We start from the raw sequence: 18,223 nt of genomic DNA, 5'->3' as shown, positions 1-18,223 counted from the left end.
CTCAGAGTCCGGCGGCCGTGCGGAGGTCGGCGACGCGGTCGAGCCGCTCCCACGTGAAGTCGGGCAGCTCGCGGCCGAAGTGGCCGTAGGCGGCGGTCTGCGCGTAGATCGGACGGAGCAGGTCGAGGTCGCGGATGATCGCCGCGGGCCGCAGGTCGAACACCTCGCGGATGGCGGCGATGATCTGCTCGTCGGGCAGCACGCCCGTGCCGAACGTCTCGACGTACAGCCCGACGGGCGACGCCTTGCCGATCGCGTAGGCGACCTGCAGCTCGAGCCGCTCGGCCAGTCCGGCCGCGACGGCGTTCTTCGCGACCCAGCGCATGGCGTAGGCCGCCGAGCGGTCGACTTTCGACGGGTCCTTGCCGCTGAAGGCGCCGCCGCCGTGCCGGCTCGCGCCGCCGTAGGTGTCGATGATGATCTTGCGCCCCGTGAGGCCGGCGTCACCCTGGGGGCCGCCGATCTCGAAACGACCGGTCGGATTGATGAGCACCGCCAGTTCGGGGCGGGCCAGCTCGACGGTGTCGAGCACCGGTCGGATGACGAGCTCTTCGACCTCGGCCCGGAGCTGCTCGTTCGAGACCGCGGGCGAGTGCTGCGTGGAGAGCACCACCGTCTCGATCGTCTTCGGCGTCGGCCCGTCGTAGCCGACCGTCACCTGGGTCTTGCCGTCGGGGCGCAGGTAGTCGAGCTCGCCCGCCTTGCGCACGTGCGCGAGGCGCTCGGCGAGGCGGTGCGCGAGCCAGATCGGCACCGGCATGAGCTCGGGCGTCTCGCGCGTCGCGTAGCCGAACATGATGCCCTGGTCGCCCGCACCCTGCCGGTCGAGCAGGTCGTCGCTCGCGCGCTCGCGCGCCTCGAAGGCGTGGTCGACGCCCTGGGCGATGTCGGGCGACTGGCCGCCGATCGACACCGAGACGCCGCACGAGCGGCCGTCGAACCAGACGTCTGAGGAGTCGTAGCCGATCGAGGTCACCCGCTCGCGCACGATCGCGGGGATCTCGACGTAGCCCGACGTCGTGACCTCGCCGGCGACGTGGACGAGCCCGGTCGTGACGAGCGTCTCGACCGCGACCCGGCTGTGCGGGTCGACCGCGAGCAGGGCGTCGAGGATGGAGTCGGAGACCTGGTCGCAGATCTTGTCGGGATGCCCCTCGGTCACGGACTCTGAGGTGAACAGGCGGAGGGCGCTCATGCGGGGTCGGCTTCTTTCGTGCGTTCGGTGGTGCTCGTCAGCTTCGAGACAACCACGTCGAGGATGCCATCGGCCACCGACGCCTTCGTTCCGTGAAGCCGTGTGACGACCGCGTCGTCGCGGTCGAGGACCACGACCCGGTTCTCGTCGGCGGCGAAGCCCTCGCTCCAGCCGACCCGGTTGACGACCAGCAGGTCGGCGCCCTTGGCGCGGCGCTTCGCCCGCCCGAGCTCGAGCAGTCGCTCGTCGTCGGGCTCCGTCTCGGCGGCGAACCCGACGAGCAGCGTGCCGTCGTGCGGCGTCGCGCCGAGGCCGGCGAGGATGTCGGGGTTGCGGACGAGCTCGAGCGTCAGGCCGTCGTTCGAGGCATCCTTCTTGATCTTCGACTCGCTCACGTTCGCCGGACGGTAGTCGGCGACCGCGGCGGCCATCACGACCGCGTCGGCGCCCCGCGCCGCGTCGGTCACCGCCGCCTGCAGCTCGAGCGCGCTCGACACCTGGCGGATGTCGCAGCCGCCGGGTTCGGCGATCTCGAGGTTCGCGGCGACGAGCGTCACCTGCGCACCCCTCGCACGCGCCGCCTCCGCGATCGCGACGCCCTGCTTGCCGCTCGAGCGGTTGCCGAGGAAGCGGACGGGGTCGAGCGGTTCGCGCGTGCCGCCCGCGGTCACGACGATGCGCCGGCCCGCGAGGTCGCGGCTCGGTGAAGCAGCCGCGCGCTCGAGCGCCGCGGCCACGATCACGTCGGGCTCCTCCATGCGGCCGGGGCCGCTGTCGGCGCCCGTGAGCTGGCCGACGCCGGGGCCGACGACCGTGACGCCGCGCGCGACGAGCGTCGCGATGTTCGCCTGCGTCGCCGGGTGCCGCCACATCTCGGTGTGCATCGCCGGGGCGATGACGACGGGCGCCTCGCTCGCGAGGACCGTGTTGCCGAGCAGGTCGTCGGCGAGCCCGGTGGCGAGCTTCGCGATCGTGTTCGCCGTCGCCGGCGCGATCACGATGAGATCGGCGGCCTGGCCGATCGCCACGTGGCGCACCTCGGCGACCCCCTCGTAGAGGTCGGTGTGCACCGGGTTGCGGGAGATCGCCTCGAGCGTCGGACGACCCACGAAGCGGAGCGCTCCCTCGGTCGGCACGACGTGTACGTCGTGCCCGGCGAGCACGAGGGCCCGCACGACGCCGACGGCCTTGTAGGCCGCGATGCCGCCGGTGATGCCGACGACGATGTTGAGGGTCATGCGGCCCTCTGGATCACTCGCCGAGGGGGCGGAGCCGGAGCTTGTCCTCGTTGATCTCGTGCATGGCGACCGAGAGCGGCTTGTCGTCGATCGACGAGTCGACGAGCGGGCCGACGTTGTCGAACAGGCTGCCCTCGTGCAGGTCGGCGTAGTAGTCGTTGATCTGACGCGCGCGCTTCGACGCGAAGATCACCAGCTGGTACTTCGAGTCGACCTTCGACAGCAGGTCGTCGATGGGCGGGTCGATGATGCCGGACTGCTTCTCAGCCATGGAATGACTCCTTGATCGTGGGATGCGCTCGTGGCGCTCGAAAGCTCGAGGCGAGGGAGGCCGAACCGGAACGGCTCAGCGTCGGCCCTTGCGAGGTCGCATCAAGTCTACGACCTTCTGGGCGGCCTCGCCGACGTCGTGGTTCACGACCTGGTGGTCGAACTCGTCCACCGCGGCCAGCTCGACCTTCGCGGTCTCGAGCCGTCGCTGCTGCTCGGCGGCCGTCTCGGTGCCGCGTCCGACGAGCCGACGGACGAGTTCGTCCCAGCTCGGCGGCAGCAGGAACACGAGCGTGGCGTCGGGCATCGCACGACGCACCGAACGCGCACCCTGGATGTCGATCTCGAGCAGCACGCTCCGGCCGGCGGCGATCGCCTCCTCCACCGGGCGCCGCGGCGTGCCGTACCGGTACGCGTTGTGCACCGTCGCCCACTCGAGCAGTTCGCCCGCCTCGATCATGCGGTCGAACTCGGCGTCGTCGACGAAGTAGTAGCTCTCCCCCTCGACCTCACCGGGTCGCGGGTCGCGCGTGGTCGCCGACACCGAGAGCCGAACCTCGGGGTGGTGCTGGCGGATGTACCCGGCGACGGTGCCCTTGCCCACCGCGGTCGGGCCGGCGAGCACCACGAGCCGGTCGCCCGTGCCGCCGTGCGCGGCGACCCACTCGGCGATGAACTCGCGCAGCCGTCGGCGCTGGAGGCGGCCCAGGCCGCCGAGCCGCTTCGACGTCGAGATCTCGAGCTCCTGCATGATGCGGGCCGACTTCGTCGCGCCGATCGCCGGGATCGACGTCAGGAACTCGGTCACCCGGAGACGTCCCTCGACGCCCTCGGGGTCCTCGTACGCGACGCGGAGCACGTCGAGCGGGCTTCGCCGCGAAGCGGCGACGTCCGCCTTGACGCCCGCGCGCGCCCGGCGGGCCGCGACCGCGGCTCGCGAGGCGGCGACCCGGTCGACCTCGGGGGGGTTGGTCGCCGTCACGGGGCGATCAGACATCGATGGCTCCGATCTCGTCGATGCGGCGGGCGACGGCGTCGGCGAGGCCGTCGGGCCCGGCCGAGAGCAGCGATCGCGACTCGCTCACGATGACGCCCGCCGACAGCGAACCGAAGATCGCGCGCAGGTCGCGCACCTCCCCGCCCTGGTGGCCGAAACCGGGTGCGAGCACCGGAAGGCCGGGACGCGGGGCGTCGCCGTGCACGTCGATGCCCGACGCCGCCAGGTCGACGGTCGCGCCGAGCACCAGGCCGATCGAGGCGAACTCGCGGTCGGCGGCGTCGGGCCGGCCCTGGTTCCAGCTCGTCACCCCGGAGGCGATCGCCCCGGCGACGGTCGAGCCCTCGCGGCTCGACTGGGTCAGCACGGCCCGCTGGATGGCGGCGGCCTCGGGGTTCGACGTCGCGGCGAGCACGAAGAGGCCCTTGCCCCAGCGCTCGGCCGCCGTCATCACGGACTCGATCGAGCCGAGCCCCTGGTAGGCGCTGATCGTCATGGCGTCGGCCTCGAGCGAGGAACCGGGCCGCAGCCACGCCTCGCCGTACGCGTCGACGCTCGTGCCGATGTCGCCCCGCTTGACGTCGGCGATCACCACGAGGCCGGCGTCCCGCGCCTCCGCGAGCACGCGCTCGAGTGCGGCGTAGCCCGCGGCACCGTGCCGTTCGAAGAAGGCGACCTGGGGCTTCACGATGCCGGCGCGCCCGGCCGCGGCATCCACCGTGCGCAGCCCGAACTCGCGCACGCCCGCCGCGCTGTCGTCGTAACCCCACGCCGACAGCAGCGACGCGTGCGGGTCGATGCCCACGCAGAGCCGCCCGTAGGCGGCGAAGACGGCTCCGAGCCGCTCGCCGAACGGGATGACCACGTCGGTCACGCGGTCACCTCCCGCTTCCGGGCGTAGTCCTGCAGGCTCGTGACCTCGAAGCCGCCGTCCTTCGCATCGAGCGACGCGACGGCCGCCGACAGCTCGGCGATGGTCGTGAAGAGGGGGATGTCCGCGGCGACGGCCGCCGCACGGATCTCGTAGCCGTCGGCGCGCGAGCTGCGCCCGCTCGGCGTGTTCACGACGACGTCGACCTCACCGCGGTGGATGAGCTCGACCACGCTCATCGCGTCCGCGGCGGGCTTGTCGTGGAACTTCAGCACTTCGCGCGCGCGGATGCCGTTGCGCTGGAGCACCTCGGCGGTGCCCTCGGTCGCGGCGATCTCGTAACCGAGCTGCTGGAGGCGCAGCACCGGCAGGATGATGGCGCGCTTGTCGCGGTCGGAGACCGAGACGAAGACCGTGCCCGAGTCGGGCATGCCGCCGTACGCGGCGAGCTGGCTCTTCGCGAAGGCGCGGGGGAAGTCGCGGTCGATGCCCATGACCTCACCGGTCGAGCGCATCTCGGGGCCGAGCACCGAGTCGACCATGATCCCCTCGCGGGTGCGGAAGCGGTGGAACGGCAGCACCGCCTCCTTGACGGCCACTGGGGCGTCGAGCGGGATGCGCGAGCCGTCGGCGGCCGGCAGCAGCCCCTCGGCGACGAGCTCCGCGATCGTCGCACCGACCATGATGCGACTCGCCGCCTTCGCGAGCGGGATGCCGAGCGCCTTCGACACGAACGGCACCGTACGGCTCGCGCGCGGGTTCGCCTCGAGCACGTAGAGCACCCCTGCGCCGATCGCGAACTGCACGTTGAGCAGGCCCTTCACGCTGATGCCCTCGGCGATCGCGCGCGTCGCCTCGCGCACCCGGTCGACCTCGGCGCGGCCGAGGGTCACGGGCGGAAGGGTGCAGCTCGAGTCGCCCGAGTGGATGCCGGCCTCCTCGATGTGCTCCATGACGCCGCCGATGTAGAGGTCGGTGCCGTCGTAGAGCGCGTCGACGTCGATCTCGATCGCGTCGTCGAGGAAGCGGTCGACGAGGAGCGGGTGGCTCGGGCCCACGATGCCCTGGCCCTCGATGCGCGCGAAGTAGTCGGCGAGCGAGGCGGAGTCGTAGACGATCTCCATGCCGCGGCCGCCGAGCACGTAGCTCGGGCGGACGAGCACGGGGTAGCCGATGCCCTCCGCGACGTGCTGCGCGCCGGCGAGGTCGATGGCGGTGCCGTTGCGCGGGGCGAGGAGGCCGGCGCCCTCGAGGATGCCGGCGAAGAGCCCGCGCTCCTCCGCGAGGTCGATCGCCTCGGGGGTGGTTCCGAGGATCGGCACGCCGGCCGCTTCGAGGCCCTTCGCGAGGCCGAGCGCGGTCTGGCCGCCGAGCTGCACGACGACGCCGACCAGCTCGCCCGTCTGCGACTCGGCGTGGATGACCTCGAGCACGTCCTCGAGCGTGAGCGGCTCGAAGTAGAGCCGGTCGCTCGTGTCGTAGTCGGTCGAGACGGTCTCGGGGTTGCAGTTGATCATGATCGTCTCGAAGCCAGCGGCCGAGAGCGCGAACGAGGCGTGCACGCACGAGTAGTCGAACTCGACGCCCTGGCCGATGCGGTTCGGGCCCGAGCCGAGGATGACGACCTTGCGCCGGTCGCTCGGCTCGACCTCCGTCTCGACGTCGTAGCTCGAGTAGTGGTAGGGCGTGAGCGCCGGGAACTCCCCCGCGCAGGTGTCGACGGTCTTGTACACCGGGCGGATGCCGAGGATGTGGCGCACCTCGCGGGCGTCCGCCTCGCTGCCGAAGCCGCGGAGCTCGGCGATCTGCGCGTCGGAGAAGCCGTGGTCCTTCGCGAGCAGCAGGGTGTCGTGGTCGAGCGCCTCGGCGGCCGCGACGTGGGCCGCGACCTCGTTGACGAGCACGATCTGGTCCAGGAACCACGGGTCGATCTTCGTCGCCTCGAAGGCCTGCTCGATCGTGGCGCCCTTGCGGAGCGCCTGCTGGACGAGCACGATCCGGCCGTCGGTCGGCACCTTCGCCTGCTCGAGCAGCTCATCGACCGAGCGCTCCTCCTCGCCCCAGTGGAACGAGGAGCCGCGCTTCTCGAGCGAGCGCAGCGCCTTCTGCAGGGCGGTCGAGAAGTTGCGGCCGATCGCCATCGCCTCGCCGACCGACTTCATGGTCGTCGTGAGCGTCGGGTCGGCGGCGGGGAACTTCTCGAAGGCGAACCGCGGCACCTTGACGACGACGTAGTCGAGCGTCGGCTCGAAGCTCGCCGGGGTCACGCGAGTGATGTCGTTCGGGATCTCGTCGAGGCGGTAGCCGATCGCGAGCTTCGCCGCGATCTTCGCGATCGGGAAGCCCGTCGCCTTCGATGCGAGCGCGCTGGACCGCGAGACGCGCGGGTTCATCTCGATGACGATGACCCGGCCGTTGTCGGGGTCGACCGCGAACTGGATGTTGCAGCCGCCGGTGTCGACGCCCACGGCGCGGATGATGTCGATGCCGATGTCGCGGAGCTTCTGGTACTCGCGGTCGGTGAGCGTGAGCGCCGGCGCGACGGTGATCGAGTCGCCCGTGTGCACGCCGACGGGGTCGACGTTCTCGATCGAGCAGACCACGACCGTGTTGTCGTGGGTGTCGCGCATGAGCTCGAGCTCGTACTCCTTCCAGCCGAGGATCGACTCCTCGAGGAGCACCTCGGTGGTGGGCGAGTCGTGCAGGCCCTGCGTGACGATGCGCACGAGGTCGTCCTCGGTGTAGGCGAAGCCCGAGCCGAGTCCGCCCATCGTGAACGACGGGCGGACGACGAGCGGGTAGCCGAGGTCCTCGGCGAAGGCCTTGGCCTCGTCGAGCGTCTTCGCGACGTGCGAGCGGGCGACGTCGGCGCCCGCCTCGATCACGAGGTCCTTGAACAGCTGGCGGTCCTCGCCCTTGCGGATGGCGTCGACCTTCGCGCCGATGAGCTCGACACCGTGCTTCTCGAGGATGCCGGCGTCGTGCAGCGCGATCGCCGCGTTGAGGGCGGTCTGGCCGCCGAGGGTCGGAAGCACCGCGTCGGGGCGCTCCTTGATGATGATCTGCTCGATGATCTCGGGCGTGATCGGCTCGATGTACGTCGCGTCGGCGAAGTCGGGGTCGGTCATGATCGTCGCGGGGTTCGGGTTCACGAGGATGACCCGCACCCCCTCAGCGCGGAGCACGCGGCACGCCTGGGTGCCGGAGTAGTCGAACTCGGCGGCCTGGCCGATGACGATCGGCCCTGAGCCGATGACGAGGACGGAGTTGATGTCGACGCGCTTGGGCATTAGTTGCCGTTCTCCTTGCTCGCGATGACCATGTCGCGGAACCGGTCGAAGAGGTAGTTGGCGTCGTGCGGGCCGGCGGCCGACTCGGGGTGGTATTGCACGCTGAACGCGGGGATGTCGAGGCAGTTGAGCCCCTCGACCACGTTGTCGTTGAGGCCGACGTGGCTGACCTCGACGCGCCCGAAGCCCTCGGTCGACTGGCTCACCGCGTCGATCGGGGCGTCGACGGCGAAGCCGTGGTTGTGCGCGGTGATCTCGACGCGGCCCGTGGCGCGGTCGAGGACGGGCTGGTTGATGCCGCGGTGCCCGAACGTCAGCTTGTAGGTGCCGAAGCCCAGCGCGCGGCCGAGCAGCTGGTTGCCGAAGCAGATGCCGAAGTAGGGCACCCCGGCCCGCAGCACGGTGCGGAGGATTTCGACGTGCTGGTCGGACGCCGACGGGTCGCCGGGGCCGTTCGAGTAGAACAGCGCGTCGGGTCGCATCGCGAGGATCGCGTCGGCGGTCGTCGTCTGGGGCAGCACGTGAACGTCGAATCCCCGCTCCGCGAGGTAGTGGAGGGTCGACGTCTTCACGCCGAGGTCGAGGACGGCGACGGAGCCGGCGCGCTCGCCCTCGGCGGGCAGCGTGTACGGCTCGGAGGTCGAGACCGTGCCCGACAGGTTCTGGCCCGACATCTGCGCGCCCGACTGCACGACCGCGAGCTGCTCGCCCGCGCTGAGCGCGGCGTCGTCGCCCGAGAAGATCCCGGCGCGCATGGCGCCGGCCGAGCGCAGGTGGCGCGTGAGCGCTCGGGTGTCGATGCCCGAGATGCCGACGACGCCCGAGGAGACGAGGTCGTCGTCGAGGCTCCGCTGCGAGCGGAAGTTCGACACCACGCGGGAGGGGTCGCGCACGACGAATCCCGCGACCCAGATACGGTTCGACTCCTCGTCGTCGTCGTTCATGCCGGTGTTGCCGATGTGCGGCGCCGTCATCAGGACGATCTGGCCGGCGTAGGACGGGTCGGTCAGCGTCTCCTGGTAGCCCGTCATGCCGGTGGCGAAGACCGCCTCGCCGACCGTGCGCCCGCGGGCGCCGTAGGCACGGCCCTCGTAACGGGTGCCGTCCTCGAGGACGAGCACGGCGGGCTCGATCGTGCGGCCGTGCGTCGCCGGCTCGGCGGTCGTGGCAACGGATTCGGTCGCGTTGTCGGGGGTCTCAGTCTCAGTCATCCGAGGCCTCGCTCTCGTGTTCCGGCCGCGGCGCCTCGGGCGCGGCGGCGATGTCTTCGATGGCCCGGATGATCCGGGCCTGGTCGCCCGGGTACCGGGCGCGGAGGTAGCTGTCGACCCGAGGCGGCTCGGCCTCGGGGTCGTCGAGTGCGGCGATCCAGCTCACCGCGATGAGCCCCTCGGGTTCGACCCCGCGATCGATCGCGTACGTCGCCGTCGCCGCGCCGACCAGCCGATCGGCGGGGATGAAGCTCACCGGTTCGCCGGCGATGCGGAGGACCACGCCCTCGGGCACGATCTCGACCCGGCCGGAGCCCCGGAAGGCGAGACCGGGCACCGCGAGCCGCTCGAGCGGCTCTCCGGCGGGGGTCGTGGCCACGTACAGCACCTCGGCCTCGAGCACCGCGGCGCCGAGGGCGACGGGCAGCGCGTGCGCCGACAGGGCGGCGTCGCGCTGCGTCCGGCGGCGCCACGATCGCAGCACCAGCCAGGCGACGACCGCGATGACGGCGACGGCGACGATCGCGCCGATCGCCTTATCCATGCGCGCCCCCGGTCGCCTGCGCCGCGAGCCCGGCGATCTCTTCGGCCGGTCGCACGCGGCCGTCGAGATACGTGGCGTAACCCGCGTGGAACGTCGCCACCACCCGACCGGGCAGCGTGCGCCCGAGGTAGGGCGAGTTCACGCTGCGGCCGGCGAGCCGGTCGAGGTCGAACACGCCACTCGCCTGCGGGTCGTACAGCGTGAGCTCGGGGGCCGCGCCCGCGGCGATCGCCTCGCCGTGCCCGCGGAGCCTGCCGATACGGGCGGGCGCGTGCGACAGCACCCGCGCGACGTCGGCCCAGCCGATGAGCCCCGTCTCGACCATGGCCGCGTGCACGACCGGGAGCGCCGACTCGAGTCCGACCATGCCGTTCGCCGCGGCATCCCACTCGCTCTCCTTCGCCTCCGCTGGGTGCGGGGCGTGGTCGGTCGCGACGATGTCGATCGTGCCGTCGGCGAGGGCCTCGCGGAGCGCGAGCGTGTCCTCTGCGCGACGCAGCGGCGGGTTGACCTTGAACCGCGGGTCGTAGCCGGCGACGAGGTCGTCGGTGAGCAGCAGGTGGTGCGGCGTGACCTCGGCGGTGACGTCGATTCCGCGGGCCTTCGCCCAGCGGATGACCTCCACCGACCCCGCGGTCGACACGTGGCACACGTGCAGCCGGCTGCCCACGTGCTCGGCGAGCAGCACGTCGCGCGCGATGATCGACTCCTCGGCGACGGCGGGCCAGCCGGTGAGCCCGAGCTCGGCCGAGAGCGGGCCCTCGTTCATCTGGGCGCCCTCGGTGAGCCGCGGCTCCTGCGCGTGCTGCGCGATGACGCCGTCGAACGCCTTCACGTACTCGAGCGCCCGGCGCATGAGCAGCGGGTCGGAGACGCAGAAGCCGTCGTCGCTGAAGACGCGCACGTTCGCGCGCGACCGCGCCATCGCGCCGAGCTCGGCGAGCTCGGAGCCCTTGAGGCCGACGGTCACGGCGCCGATCGGCTGCACGGTCGCGTAGCCCGCCGCACGGCCGAGGCTCGCCTCCTGCTCGACGACGCCCGCGGTGTCGGCCACCGGGAACGTGTTCGCCATCGCGAAGACGGCGGTGAACCCGCCCGCGGCGGCGGCCTGGGTGCCGGTGAGCACCGTCTCGCTCTGCTCGTAGCCGGGCTCGCGCAGGTGCGTGTGAAGGTCGACGAGACCGGGCAGTGCCACGAGGCCGTCGGCGTCGTGGACCGTCGCGCCCGAGGCATCCGCGATCGTGCCGACCTCGGCGATGATGCCGTCGGCCAGGAGGATGTCGGCGCGTTCGCCGCTCGGCAGCGTCGCTCCGGTGATGAGGTGGCGCTCGCCCATCAGGCCTCACCCCGTTCGCCCGACAGCAGCAGATAGAGGGCGGCCATTCTCACTGATACTCCGTTCGCGACCTGTTCTCGCACCGTCGACCGCGGCGAGTCCGCCGCACGGGCCGAGATCTCGAGCCCGCGGTTCATGGGGCCGGGGTGCATCACCATCGTAGTCGGCGGCAGCGCGTCGAACCTGGCGTCGTCGAGACCCCAGGTGCGGGTGTACTCGCGACTGTTCGGGAAGAACGCCGCGTGCATGCGCTCGGCCTGGATGCGGAGCATCATGACGACGTCGGGCGAGTTCGCGAGCGCCGCGTCGAGGTCGTAGCCGACGGCGGCCGGCCACGACCCCGTCGCGACCGGCACGAGCGTCGGCGGGGCGACGAGCTCGACCTCGGCCCCGAGGGTGTCCAGCAGCCAGACGTTCGAGCGGGCGACGCGGGAGTGCAGGATGTCGCCGACGATGACGACGCGCACGCCGTCGAGCCCGCGTCCGCGGGAGGCTGCGCCGTGGATGCGCCGACGCATCGTGAACGCGTCGAGCAGCGCCTGGGTCGGGTGCTCGTGCGTGCCGTCGCCGGCGTTCACGACGCCCGCGTCGATCCAGCCGCTCGTCGCGAGCGTCTGCGGGGCGCCCGACGCGTGGTGCCGGATGACGACGCCGTCGGCGCCCATCGCCTGGAGGGTCTGCGCCGTGTCCTTGAGGCTCTCGCCCTTCGAGACGCTCGAGCCCTTCGCGCTGAAGTTGATGACGTCGGCGCTCAGCCGCTTCGCGGCGGCCTCGAACGAGATGCGGGTACGGGTCGAGTCCTCGAAGAAGAGGTTCACGACCGTCTTGCCGCGCAGGGTCGGGAGCTTCTTGACCTCGCGCTCCTGCACGGCGGCCATGTCCTCGGCGATGTCGAGGAGGGCGATCGCGTCGTCGCGCGTCAGGTCGCGCGTGCCGAGCAGGTGCTTCACTCGTCGCCTCCCTCGATCGTGACGGCGTCGTCGCCGTCGATCTCGACGAGGCGGACGTTGATGCGCTCGCGAGTCGAGCTCGGCAGGTTCTTGCCCACGAAGTCCGCGCGGATCGGGAACTCGCGGTGGCCGCGGTCGACGAGCACCGCGAGGCGCACGGCGCGCGCGCGGCCGAGATCGGCGAGCGCATCGAACGCGGCGCGGATGGTGCGCCCGGAGTAGAGCACGTCGTCCACGAGCACGACCGTCTTCCCGTCGATGCCGCCGGGCGGCAGCTCGGTCGGCGACGGCGTGCGCGTTCGCGTGCGGCCCAGGTCGTCGCGGTACATCGTGACGTCGAGCGAGCCCGAGAGCACCGACGGCGACGGCGAGTCGGGCTCGATGCGGGCGATGGTCTCGGCGATGCGACGGGCGAGGATCACGCCGCGCGTCGGGATGCCGAGGAGGACGAGATCGCCGCTTCCGCGATTGGATTCGAGGATCTCGTGCGAGATACGGGTCAACGCCCGCTGGATGTCAGCCTGACTGAGCACGGCACGTGCCATCAACCGACTCCCTTCTCCGCCTCTCAGGACGGCCTTAAAGGTTGCCAACTCGCGCCAGTCTACCGTGCCGTCCGTGGATGACCCGCATCGGCGGGGTGCCGTGGCGTCGTCGCGGGCGCTATGGTTCGGGCATGCGACGGCATCCCTCGAGACCCTGGTGCGTGGTCGCCGCCCTCGCGGCGGCGGCCTGGGCGTTCATCCTCCTCCCGCCCCAGCAGGCCGTGTGGTCGGGGGCGGACTCCCCCGACTGGCTGGCGGCGATCGACGCGCTGCCGGTGTACGACGGATTGCGGGGGTGGCTCACCGCGATCGGCGCCGGCGACTTCTACCTCGTGTTCGGGGCGGCTTCGGCGTTGTCGTTCCTGCTCGTCTGGCTCGCGACCGGCCCGACCCTCGCGGCGCTCGGCTGGACGGGCCGGGTGCTCGGCTGGCTCGTGCTGGCTGCGGCGCCGATCACGGCCATCTCGTACGCGAACCACCCTGCGGATGCCCCGTGGCATGCGCTGTGGGGAGCCGAGATCTTCGCGCTCCTCGCGATCGGGGTGTGGGGCATCGTCGTCGCCCTCGCGACCGGCGGCCGAGCCCCGCAGTGGGAGCGGTTGCTCCTCGCCGCGCTCCTGCCGATCATCATCGGCTCGACCGTGCTGTTCACCTACTGGCCGCACGGCAGCCTCGTCGGGCTCGGCCTCGCAGCCGCGGCCCTCGCGGCCTGGGGCGAACGGGCGGACGACGGAACGGCCCCCGCGCTGGGCAGGGGCCGTTCGGCGTCGGATGCGGGCGGACGGTAGCGCCGGGGCGGTCACCGGCGACGGATCGGGCGGGTGAGGGCGCCGGCCGCGACGACCATCGCGGCCGCGACGAGCACGACGTCCTTCAGGATGTACTGCGCCGTGAGCGTCGGTCCCGCGACGCTGAAGAGCTCGCCGCCGAAGAACACGAGCGGCGAGAAGATGCCGACGAAGGTCGCCGCCAGCGCGAGCAGGCCGATGCGCAGGAGCCACCCGGTGATGAACGTCAGCCCGACGAACACCTCGAGCGCGGCGGTGAGGGCCATCGCCGCGTAGCCGTCCACGATGCCGAACGACAGTGCGTTCCACGTTCGCACGACGAGGTCGTCAACGGGGCTCGCACCGGGGATGAACTTGAGTGCGCCGAACACCGCGAACACGACGCCGAGCGAGACGCGGAGGGCCGGGGCGCCGGTGCGGGCGAAGAACCGCTGCAGCACGGCCTGGGCCGCATCGGCACGGTCGAGCACGTGGTCGAGGCCGGCTGACGGAGCGGTGCGTCCGGTGCCGAGGGTGGTGGATGACATTTCGGGGCCTTTCGATTCGATGAGTGGAGTACGCCGAGGGGCGACGGTTCCCCATCGAATCGCGGCGAGCAGGGCGAGTCGCCCGGAGCACCGCTGAATCCGGTTCGGGGCGAACCCCGAGCCGTTCCTCGGGGCACCGTGCGCGCTCCCCCCGTTCACGGGCCACGGCTCCGGCGCCCACGGTGATCGAATCGGGCATGGTCGACGTGATGATCGCGGTGACGCCGTTCCACGGGCACGCCGCCCCGATGGCCGCGGTCGCGGGCGCGTTCGTCGAGGCCGGCCACCGGACCCGCGTGTACACCGGTGCCGCCTGCGTCGCCGGCCCGCTGCCGCACGCGGCGCTGCTGCCGCACTGCGACGCGATGATCACCAACGGCGGCTGGGGCGGCATCCTCGCCGCGCTCGCCGCCGACGTGCCGCTCGTCGTCGCGGGCGGCGACCTCGACAAACCCGGGGCTGCCGCCCGCGTCACGTGGGCGGGTGCCGGCATCGACGTGCGCACCGGGCGCCCGTCGTCACGAGTGGTCGGACGAGTGCTCCGCCGGCTGATGCAGGACCCGGCCTACCGTGCGAACGCGCGGGCCGTCGGACGTGCGCTCCGGGCGTACGACGGACGCCGAGAGGTCGTCGACCACGCGATGCGGATGCTTCGTGGCCGACGCGACGCTCCGGCGTGAGCCGGGATCAGGCCTTCGCGTGCGAGACCGCGGCGAGCAGGCCGTTGACGAACCCGGCCGAGTCGTCGGTCGAGAGCACCGTCGCCGCCTCGACGGCCTCGGCGATCGCGACCGGGTCGGGCACCTCGTCGTTGTACACGATCTCCCAGACGCCGATGCGGAGCAGGGCGCGGTCGACCGCAGGCATGCGCTCGAGCGTCCACCCGCGCGAGTGCGTCTCGATGAGCTCGTCGATCTCGGTGCGGTGGTCGACGATGCCGTCGACGATCTCACGGGCGTAGAGCCACGACGCCTGGCGCTCGGGCTCGTTCGCCGCCTTCTGCGCCTCGACGACGAGCATCTGCTCGACGGGCACCTGGCGCATGTCGGCCGAGTACAGCATGTCGAGCGCGCGCTTGCGCGCCTTCGTACGTGCGCTCACTAGTCGTTCACGCGGCCGAGGTAGTCGCCCGACCGGGTGTCGACCTTGACCTTGGTGCCCGTCTCGAGGAAGAGCGGAACCTGGATCTCGTAGCCGGTCTCGACCGTCGCGGGCTTGGTGCCGCCGGTCGAGCGGTCGCCCTGGAGGCCCGGCTCGGTGTAGGTGATCTCGAGCACGACGGAGGCGGGCAGGTCGACGTAGAGCGGGTTGCCGTTGTTCAGGGCGATCGTGACGGCCTGGTTCTCGAGCATGAAGTTCGCGGCGTCGCCGACGACCGTCGCCGGCACGGTGATCTGGTCGTAGTCGGTCGCGTCCATGAACACGAAGCCGTCGCCGTCGTTGTAGAGGTAGGTGAAGTCGCGGCGGTCGACGTTCTCGATGTCGATCTTGGCGCCCGCGTTGTAGGTGCGGTCGACGACCTTGCCGCTGACGACGTTCTTCAGCTTGGTGCGCACGAACGCACCGCCCTTGCCCGGCTTGACGTGCTGGAACTCGATGACGCTCCAGAGCTGCCCGTCGATCGAGAGGACGACGCCGTTCTTGATGTCAGCGGTGCTTGCCATGCGTATACGATCCGTTCGGTTGTTCGTGTGTTCGGTTGCGAAGAGGCTCGGCCGGACCCGGCCAGAGAAGTTCAGTCGATCGAGTTTAGTCGCTCGGCTCCGGCATCGCCAACGCGGGTGGGCGCGGCCGCCGGCTGCGCGGATGCCTCGGGGCGGAGCCGTTCGCGCAGGCCCTACGCTGGCGGGATGATCGACGCACCGCGCCCCGGCCCCCGACCGCTCGTCTCCACCGAGGGCCCGCAGCGCCAGCTCTCGCAGCAGGCCGCGCCCGAGATGTGGGGACGGCTCGTCGCGACCGTCTTCGCCCTCGACGGCGTCGTCGAGGGACACAGCCAGGTCTCGCCGAAGTCGTCGCGGGCGGTCTTCCTCGTCGACCTCGAGACGGCGCGCTCCCCCGAGACCTCGCTCTTCCCCGACGGGCGGCTGGAGCCCGTGCACCTGCACGGCGTCGCCGACACCTCGATCCACCTCGTCCTGCCCGCCGAGCGCGGCGCACGGCTGACCGCGCTCGGCTGGGCCGAGCCGCACCAGTACGAGGACTACGGCACGGAGTTCATGGTCTACGGCCCGCGAGACGAGCCCGAACTCGAGGTCGTCATGGCGATCGTCGCCGAGAGCCTCGACTACGCGCGAGGCGCCTGACCGGCGGCGATAGCCGCCGGTCAGCCGTCGGCCTGGCCCTCGATGGCGGCGATGAGCCGCCGCACCGCGGTCGCGTAGCCCGGAACGCCCTCGCCGACGACGTGCACGATCGCGACGTCGGCGACATACGAATGGTGCCGGAACGACTCGCGCTGCATGACGTCGGAGATGTGCACCTCGGCGACGGGCAGCGCAACACCCGACAGCGCGTCGCGCAGCACGACCGAGGTGTGCGTCAGCCCGCCCGGGTTGATGACGATGCCCGCGCAGTCGGACCGCGCGGCGTGGATCGCGTCGATCAGCACGCCCTCGTGATTGCTCTGCACGGCACGGACGTCGAAGCCGAGTCCGGCCGCGGCATCCTCGACCAGTCGTTCGACGTCGGCGAGCGTGTCGCTGCCGTAGATCTCGGGCTCGCGGGTGCCGAGCAGGTTGAGGTTCGGCCCGTTCACGAGCAGCAGGCGACGCTCCGTCATGCTGCGGGTCCGTTCGGGAGGCGAGTCATCGTCACCCGGGCAGCCTATCGCCGCCGGATCTGCCCCGACGTCACGCCGTCGGTGCCTGCTCCCCCTGGTCCTCCGCGTGGTACTGCGCGAGCAGCTCGCGCTCGCGCTTCGCGTTCGGGAACTTCCACATCACGAGCAGGGCACCGAGCACCACCGCGATGATGCCCGCGAGGTAGGCCCAGTCCTGCCCCTGCTCGAACGACTGCTTCGCCCCCTGGATGATCGCGTCGGAGTACTTGGGGTACTGCTGCGCGATGTCGGCGGCGCTCGCGAACGACTTCGTCAACTGGCTCTGCACGGAGCTCGTGATCTGGTCGGCGTCGGGCGAGCTCTGCATGAGAGCTGTCGCGGAGGCCGCGTAACCCGCGGTGAGCAGCGCACCGAGGATCGACTGCATGATCGCACCGCCCAGGTCGCGCTGGAGGTCGGCCGTGCCGGAGGCCATGCCCGCCCTGCGGACGGGTACGGCGCCCGTGAGCGATCGCGAGGCCGGGGTGCCGGCGAGCCCGACGCCCGCCCCCACGAATGCGTAGCCGAGGCCGACCACCCAGTACTGCGCGCCCTCGCGCCAGAGCAGCAGCATCGTGAGGAACCCGAGGAGGACGCCCGCATAGCCCAGCAGCAGCGTGAACTTCGCGCCTCTCGTCTCGACGAGCTTCGCCGAGCGCGGCGCCAGCAGCACCATGAAGATCGCGGCGGGCAGGATCGCGAAGCCGGACTCGAGCGTGGTGTACCCGAGGACGTTCTGCAGGTACTGCTGGCCGATGAACATGGCGCCCATGAGCGAGCCGAAGACGATGATGCCGGCGCAGGCTGCGACCCAGAAGATCGGTCGAGCCGCGATCGTGAGGTCGTACAGCGGGTTCTTCGCGAGCTTCTGCCGGATGACGAAGCCGATGAGCGCTGCCCCGCCGATGATCGAGAGGCCGAGCACGAGCGTGCCCGAGTCGGGAACCGCCGCGAAGTTGATCGCGAGGATGATGCCGCCGACCATGAGGGCCGACAGGAGGCCACCGAGGTTGTCGACGCGCTCCGTCGACTCGTTCACGTGCGCGGGGACCGTCTTCAGGATCATGGGCACGGCGACGACGATGAGCGGGAGCGTCACGAGGAAGACCGAGCCCCACGAGAACGACTCCAACAGGAAGCCTGCGATGAGCGGGCCGAGCGCCGAGATCGCGCCGCCGATCGCCGACCACAGCGCGATCGACTTCGTGCGCTGCGGGCCCGACCAGAACGCGGTGATGAGGGCGAGAGTCGTCGGATAGGCCATGCCCGCGGCGAGACCGCCGACGATCCGGGCGATGATGAGCACTTCGATCGTGGGCGCGAACGCCGCGACGAGGGACGCCGGCAGCGACAGCAGCACGCCGATGAGCAGCATCGACTTCCGGCCGTAGCGGTCGCCGACCGCGCCGAGCCAGAGCACGGAAGCGGCGAGGCCGAGCGAGTACCCGACGGCGACGAGGTTGAGCTCGGTCTGGGAGGCGTCGAACGCCTTGCCGATGTCGGGCAGGGCCACGTTCGCCACCGCCAGGGGCAGGTTCGCGACCGCCGCCACGAGGATGAGCGTGACGAGCGTCACACCCGTGGCCGTCTTCTTCGTCGTCGCGCTCATGCTTCCCCCTCGGTGCGCCACTGCGCGGCGA

The 18,223-nt window shown here is 71.4% G+C and carries 19 protein-coding genes; 3 read left to right on the top strand and 16 right to left on the bottom strand.

Translation table 11 applies throughout. The annotated features are described in order from the left end of the window. Nucleotide 1 precedes the first annotated feature (1 nt). From metK to pyrR, 11 genes are all read right to left on the bottom strand, one after another. Nucleotides 2–1,195, bottom strand: coding sequence for a methionine adenosyltransferase (gene metK / locus AC3RJ7_RS07205; RefSeq protein WP_491455105.1), 1,194 nt, complete (start codon nucleotides 1,193–1,195; stop codon nucleotides 2–4). Further along, entirely contained in the window at nucleotides 1,192–2,433 is a 1,242-nt protein-coding gene (gene coaBC, locus AC3RJ7_RS07200; RefSeq protein WP_491455104.1) for a bifunctional phosphopantothenoylcysteine decarboxylase/phosphopantothenate--cysteine ligase CoaBC, read from the bottom strand. Before coaBC ends, metK begins: the two co-directional genes overlap by 4 nt. A gap of 13 nt (nucleotides 2,434–2,446) precedes the next feature. After that, nucleotides 2,447–2,704 (bottom strand): DNA-directed RNA polymerase subunit omega, encoded by a 258-nt coding sequence (rpoZ, locus tag AC3RJ7_RS07195; protein WP_231430904.1) that lies wholly within the window; start codon nucleotides 2,702–2,704, stop codon nucleotides 2,447–2,449. A gap of 75 nt (nucleotides 2,705–2,779) precedes the next feature. After that, a complete protein-coding gene (gene gmk, locus AC3RJ7_RS07190; RefSeq protein WP_491455103.1) occupies nucleotides 2,780–3,700 on the bottom strand; it encodes a guanylate kinase in 921 nt (306 codons plus the stop codon). Further along, nucleotides 3,693–4,574, bottom strand: a complete 882-nt coding sequence (gene pyrF / locus AC3RJ7_RS07185) for an orotidine-5'-phosphate decarboxylase (RefSeq protein ID WP_491455102.1) — start codon at nucleotides 4,572–4,574, stop codon at nucleotides 3,693–3,695. Before pyrF ends, gmk begins: the two co-directional genes overlap by 8 nt. Next, nucleotides 4,571–7,861 carry a carbamoyl-phosphate synthase large subunit gene (gene carB, locus AC3RJ7_RS07180; protein WP_491455101.1) on the bottom strand — a complete coding sequence of 1,097 codons (3,291 nt, stop codon included), beginning with the start codon at nucleotides 7,859–7,861 and terminating at the stop codon, nucleotides 4,571–4,573. The genes pyrF and carB overlap by 4 nt, the downstream gene beginning before the upstream one ends. Next, entirely contained in the window at nucleotides 7,861–9,072 is a 1,212-nt protein-coding gene (gene carA, locus AC3RJ7_RS07175) for a glutamine-hydrolyzing carbamoyl-phosphate synthase small subunit (RefSeq protein ID WP_491455100.1), read from the bottom strand. The genes carB and carA overlap by 1 nt, the downstream gene beginning before the upstream one ends. Next, nucleotides 9,065–9,616 carry a PH-like domain-containing protein gene (locus AC3RJ7_RS07170; RefSeq protein ID WP_491455099.1) on the bottom strand — a complete coding sequence of 184 codons (552 nt, stop codon included), beginning with the start codon at nucleotides 9,614–9,616 and terminating at the stop codon, nucleotides 9,065–9,067. The genes carA and AC3RJ7_RS07170 overlap by 8 nt, the downstream gene beginning before the upstream one ends. Then, entirely contained in the window at nucleotides 9,609–10,952 is a 1,344-nt protein-coding gene (locus AC3RJ7_RS07165) for a dihydroorotase (RefSeq protein ID WP_491455098.1), read from the bottom strand. The genes AC3RJ7_RS07170 and AC3RJ7_RS07165 overlap by 8 nt, the downstream gene beginning before the upstream one ends. Then, entirely contained in the window at nucleotides 10,952–11,902 is a 951-nt protein-coding gene (locus AC3RJ7_RS07160; protein WP_491455097.1) for an aspartate carbamoyltransferase catalytic subunit, read from the bottom strand. The genes AC3RJ7_RS07165 and AC3RJ7_RS07160 overlap by 1 nt, the downstream gene beginning before the upstream one ends. Continuing rightward, nucleotides 11,899–12,450 carry a bifunctional pyr operon transcriptional regulator/uracil phosphoribosyltransferase PyrR gene (gene pyrR, locus AC3RJ7_RS07155; protein WP_491455096.1) on the bottom strand — a complete coding sequence of 184 codons (552 nt, stop codon included), beginning with the start codon at nucleotides 12,448–12,450 and terminating at the stop codon, nucleotides 11,899–11,901. Before pyrR ends, AC3RJ7_RS07160 begins: the two co-directional genes overlap by 4 nt. 158 nt (nucleotides 12,451–12,608) lie before the next feature. Here pyrR and AC3RJ7_RS07150 point away from each other — a divergent pair, with 158 nt between their 5' ends. Then, the gene (locus AC3RJ7_RS07150) at nucleotides 12,609–13,235 is read left to right on the top strand and encodes a hypothetical protein (RefSeq protein WP_491455095.1); all 627 of its coding nucleotides are present in this window, start codon (nucleotides 12,609–12,611) and stop codon (nucleotides 13,233–13,235) included. Nucleotides 13,236–13,246: 11 nt separating this feature from the next. On the opposite strand, the gene AC3RJ7_RS07145 is transcribed toward AC3RJ7_RS07150, so the two are convergent. Further along, entirely contained in the window at nucleotides 13,247–13,762 is a 516-nt protein-coding gene (locus tag AC3RJ7_RS07145; RefSeq protein ID WP_491455094.1) for a DoxX family protein, read from the bottom strand. A gap of 197 nt (nucleotides 13,763–13,959) precedes the next feature. On the opposite strand from AC3RJ7_RS07145, the gene AC3RJ7_RS07140 reads away from it, so the two are divergent. Then, nucleotides 13,960–14,442, top strand: coding sequence for a glycosyltransferase (locus AC3RJ7_RS07140; RefSeq protein ID WP_491455093.1), 483 nt, complete (start codon nucleotides 13,960–13,962; stop codon nucleotides 14,440–14,442). A 7-nt stretch (nucleotides 14,443–14,449) separates the two neighbouring features. On the opposite strand, the gene nusB is transcribed toward AC3RJ7_RS07140, so the two are convergent. Beyond that, nucleotides 14,450–14,863, bottom strand: coding sequence for a transcription antitermination factor NusB (nusB, locus tag AC3RJ7_RS07135; RefSeq protein ID WP_244853870.1), 414 nt, complete (start codon nucleotides 14,861–14,863; stop codon nucleotides 14,450–14,452). Next, nucleotides 14,863–15,426 carry an elongation factor P gene (efp, locus tag AC3RJ7_RS07130; RefSeq protein WP_491455092.1) on the bottom strand — a complete coding sequence of 188 codons (564 nt, stop codon included), beginning with the start codon at nucleotides 15,424–15,426 and terminating at the stop codon, nucleotides 14,863–14,865. The genes nusB and efp overlap by 1 nt, the downstream gene beginning before the upstream one ends. Nucleotides 15,427–15,612: 186 nt before the next feature. On the opposite strand from efp, the gene AC3RJ7_RS07125 reads away from it, so the two are divergent. Next, a complete protein-coding gene (locus AC3RJ7_RS07125; protein ID WP_491455091.1) occupies nucleotides 15,613–16,068 on the top strand; it encodes a luciferase domain-containing protein in 456 nt (151 codons plus the stop codon). A gap of 20 nt (nucleotides 16,069–16,088) precedes the next feature. Here the strand turns inward: AC3RJ7_RS07125 and aroQ are convergent, their stop codons facing one another. Together aroQ and AC3RJ7_RS07115 are read right to left on the bottom strand one after the other, a co-directional pair. Then, nucleotides 16,089–16,544, bottom strand: coding sequence for a type II 3-dehydroquinate dehydratase (gene aroQ / locus AC3RJ7_RS07120; RefSeq protein ID WP_491455090.1), 456 nt, complete (start codon nucleotides 16,542–16,544; stop codon nucleotides 16,089–16,091). Nucleotides 16,545–16,614: 70 nt separating this feature from the next. Next, nucleotides 16,615–18,192 carry an MFS transporter gene (locus AC3RJ7_RS07115; protein WP_491455089.1) on the bottom strand — a complete coding sequence of 526 codons (1,578 nt, stop codon included), beginning with the start codon at nucleotides 18,190–18,192 and terminating at the stop codon, nucleotides 16,615–16,617. Nucleotides 18,193–18,223: the final 31 nt, after the last annotated feature.

The sequence above is a fragment of the Agromyces solani genome (genome assembly GCF_058349925.1).
Note: the sequence above shows the minus strand (reverse complement) of the source record. Positions and strands in the feature narration are given on the sequence as shown.

What these genes read in the sequence shown, in the direction of transcription:
- AC3RJ7_RS07140 (WP_491455093.1), top strand. Translation starts at nt 13,960, where the DNA reads ATGGTCGACGTGATGATCGCGGTGACGCCGTTCCACGGGCACGCCGCC.
- AC3RJ7_RS07125 (WP_491455091.1), top strand. Translation starts at nt 15,613, where the DNA reads ATGATCGACGCACCGCGCCCCGGCCCCCGACCGCTCGTCTCCACCGAG.
- AC3RJ7_RS07145 (WP_491455094.1), bottom strand. Translation starts at nt 13,762, where the DNA reads ATGTCATCCACCACCCTCGGCACCGGACGCACCGCTCCGTCAGCCGGC.
- coaBC (WP_491455104.1), bottom strand. Translation starts at nt 2,433, where the DNA reads ATGACCCTCAACATCGTCGTCGGCATCACCGGCGGCATCGCGGCCTAC.
- carB (WP_491455101.1), bottom strand. Translation starts at nt 7,861, where the DNA reads ATGCCCAAGCGCGTCGACATCAACTCCGTCCTCGTCATCGGCTCAGGG.
- AC3RJ7_RS07115 (WP_491455089.1), bottom strand. Translation starts at nt 18,192, where the DNA reads ATGAGCGCGACGACGAAGAAGACGGCCACGGGTGTGACGCTCGTCACG.
- carA (WP_491455100.1), bottom strand. Translation starts at nt 9,072, where the DNA reads ATGACTGAGACTGAGACCCCCGACAACGCGACCGAATCCGTTGCCACG.
- metK (WP_491455105.1), bottom strand. Translation starts at nt 1,195, where the DNA reads ATGAGCGCCCTCCGCCTGTTCACCTCAGAGTCCGTGACCGAGGGGCAT.
- AC3RJ7_RS07165 (WP_491455098.1), bottom strand. Translation starts at nt 10,952, where the DNA reads ATGGGCGAGCGCCACCTCATCACCGGAGCGACGCTGCCGAGCGGCGAA.
- rpoZ (WP_231430904.1), bottom strand. Translation starts at nt 2,704, where the DNA reads ATGGCTGAGAAGCAGTCCGGCATCATCGACCCGCCCATCGACGACCTG.
- efp (WP_491455092.1), bottom strand. Translation starts at nt 15,426, where the DNA reads ATGGCAAGCACCGCTGACATCAAGAACGGCGTCGTCCTCTCGATCGAC.
- aroQ (WP_491455090.1), bottom strand. Translation starts at nt 16,544, where the DNA reads ATGACGGAGCGTCGCCTGCTGCTCGTGAACGGGCCGAACCTCAACCTG.
- AC3RJ7_RS07170 (WP_491455099.1), bottom strand. Translation starts at nt 9,616, where the DNA reads ATGGATAAGGCGATCGGCGCGATCGTCGCCGTCGCCGTCATCGCGGTC.
- gmk (WP_491455103.1), bottom strand. Translation starts at nt 3,700, where the DNA reads ATGTCTGATCGCCCCGTGACGGCGACCAACCCCCCCGAGGTCGACCGG.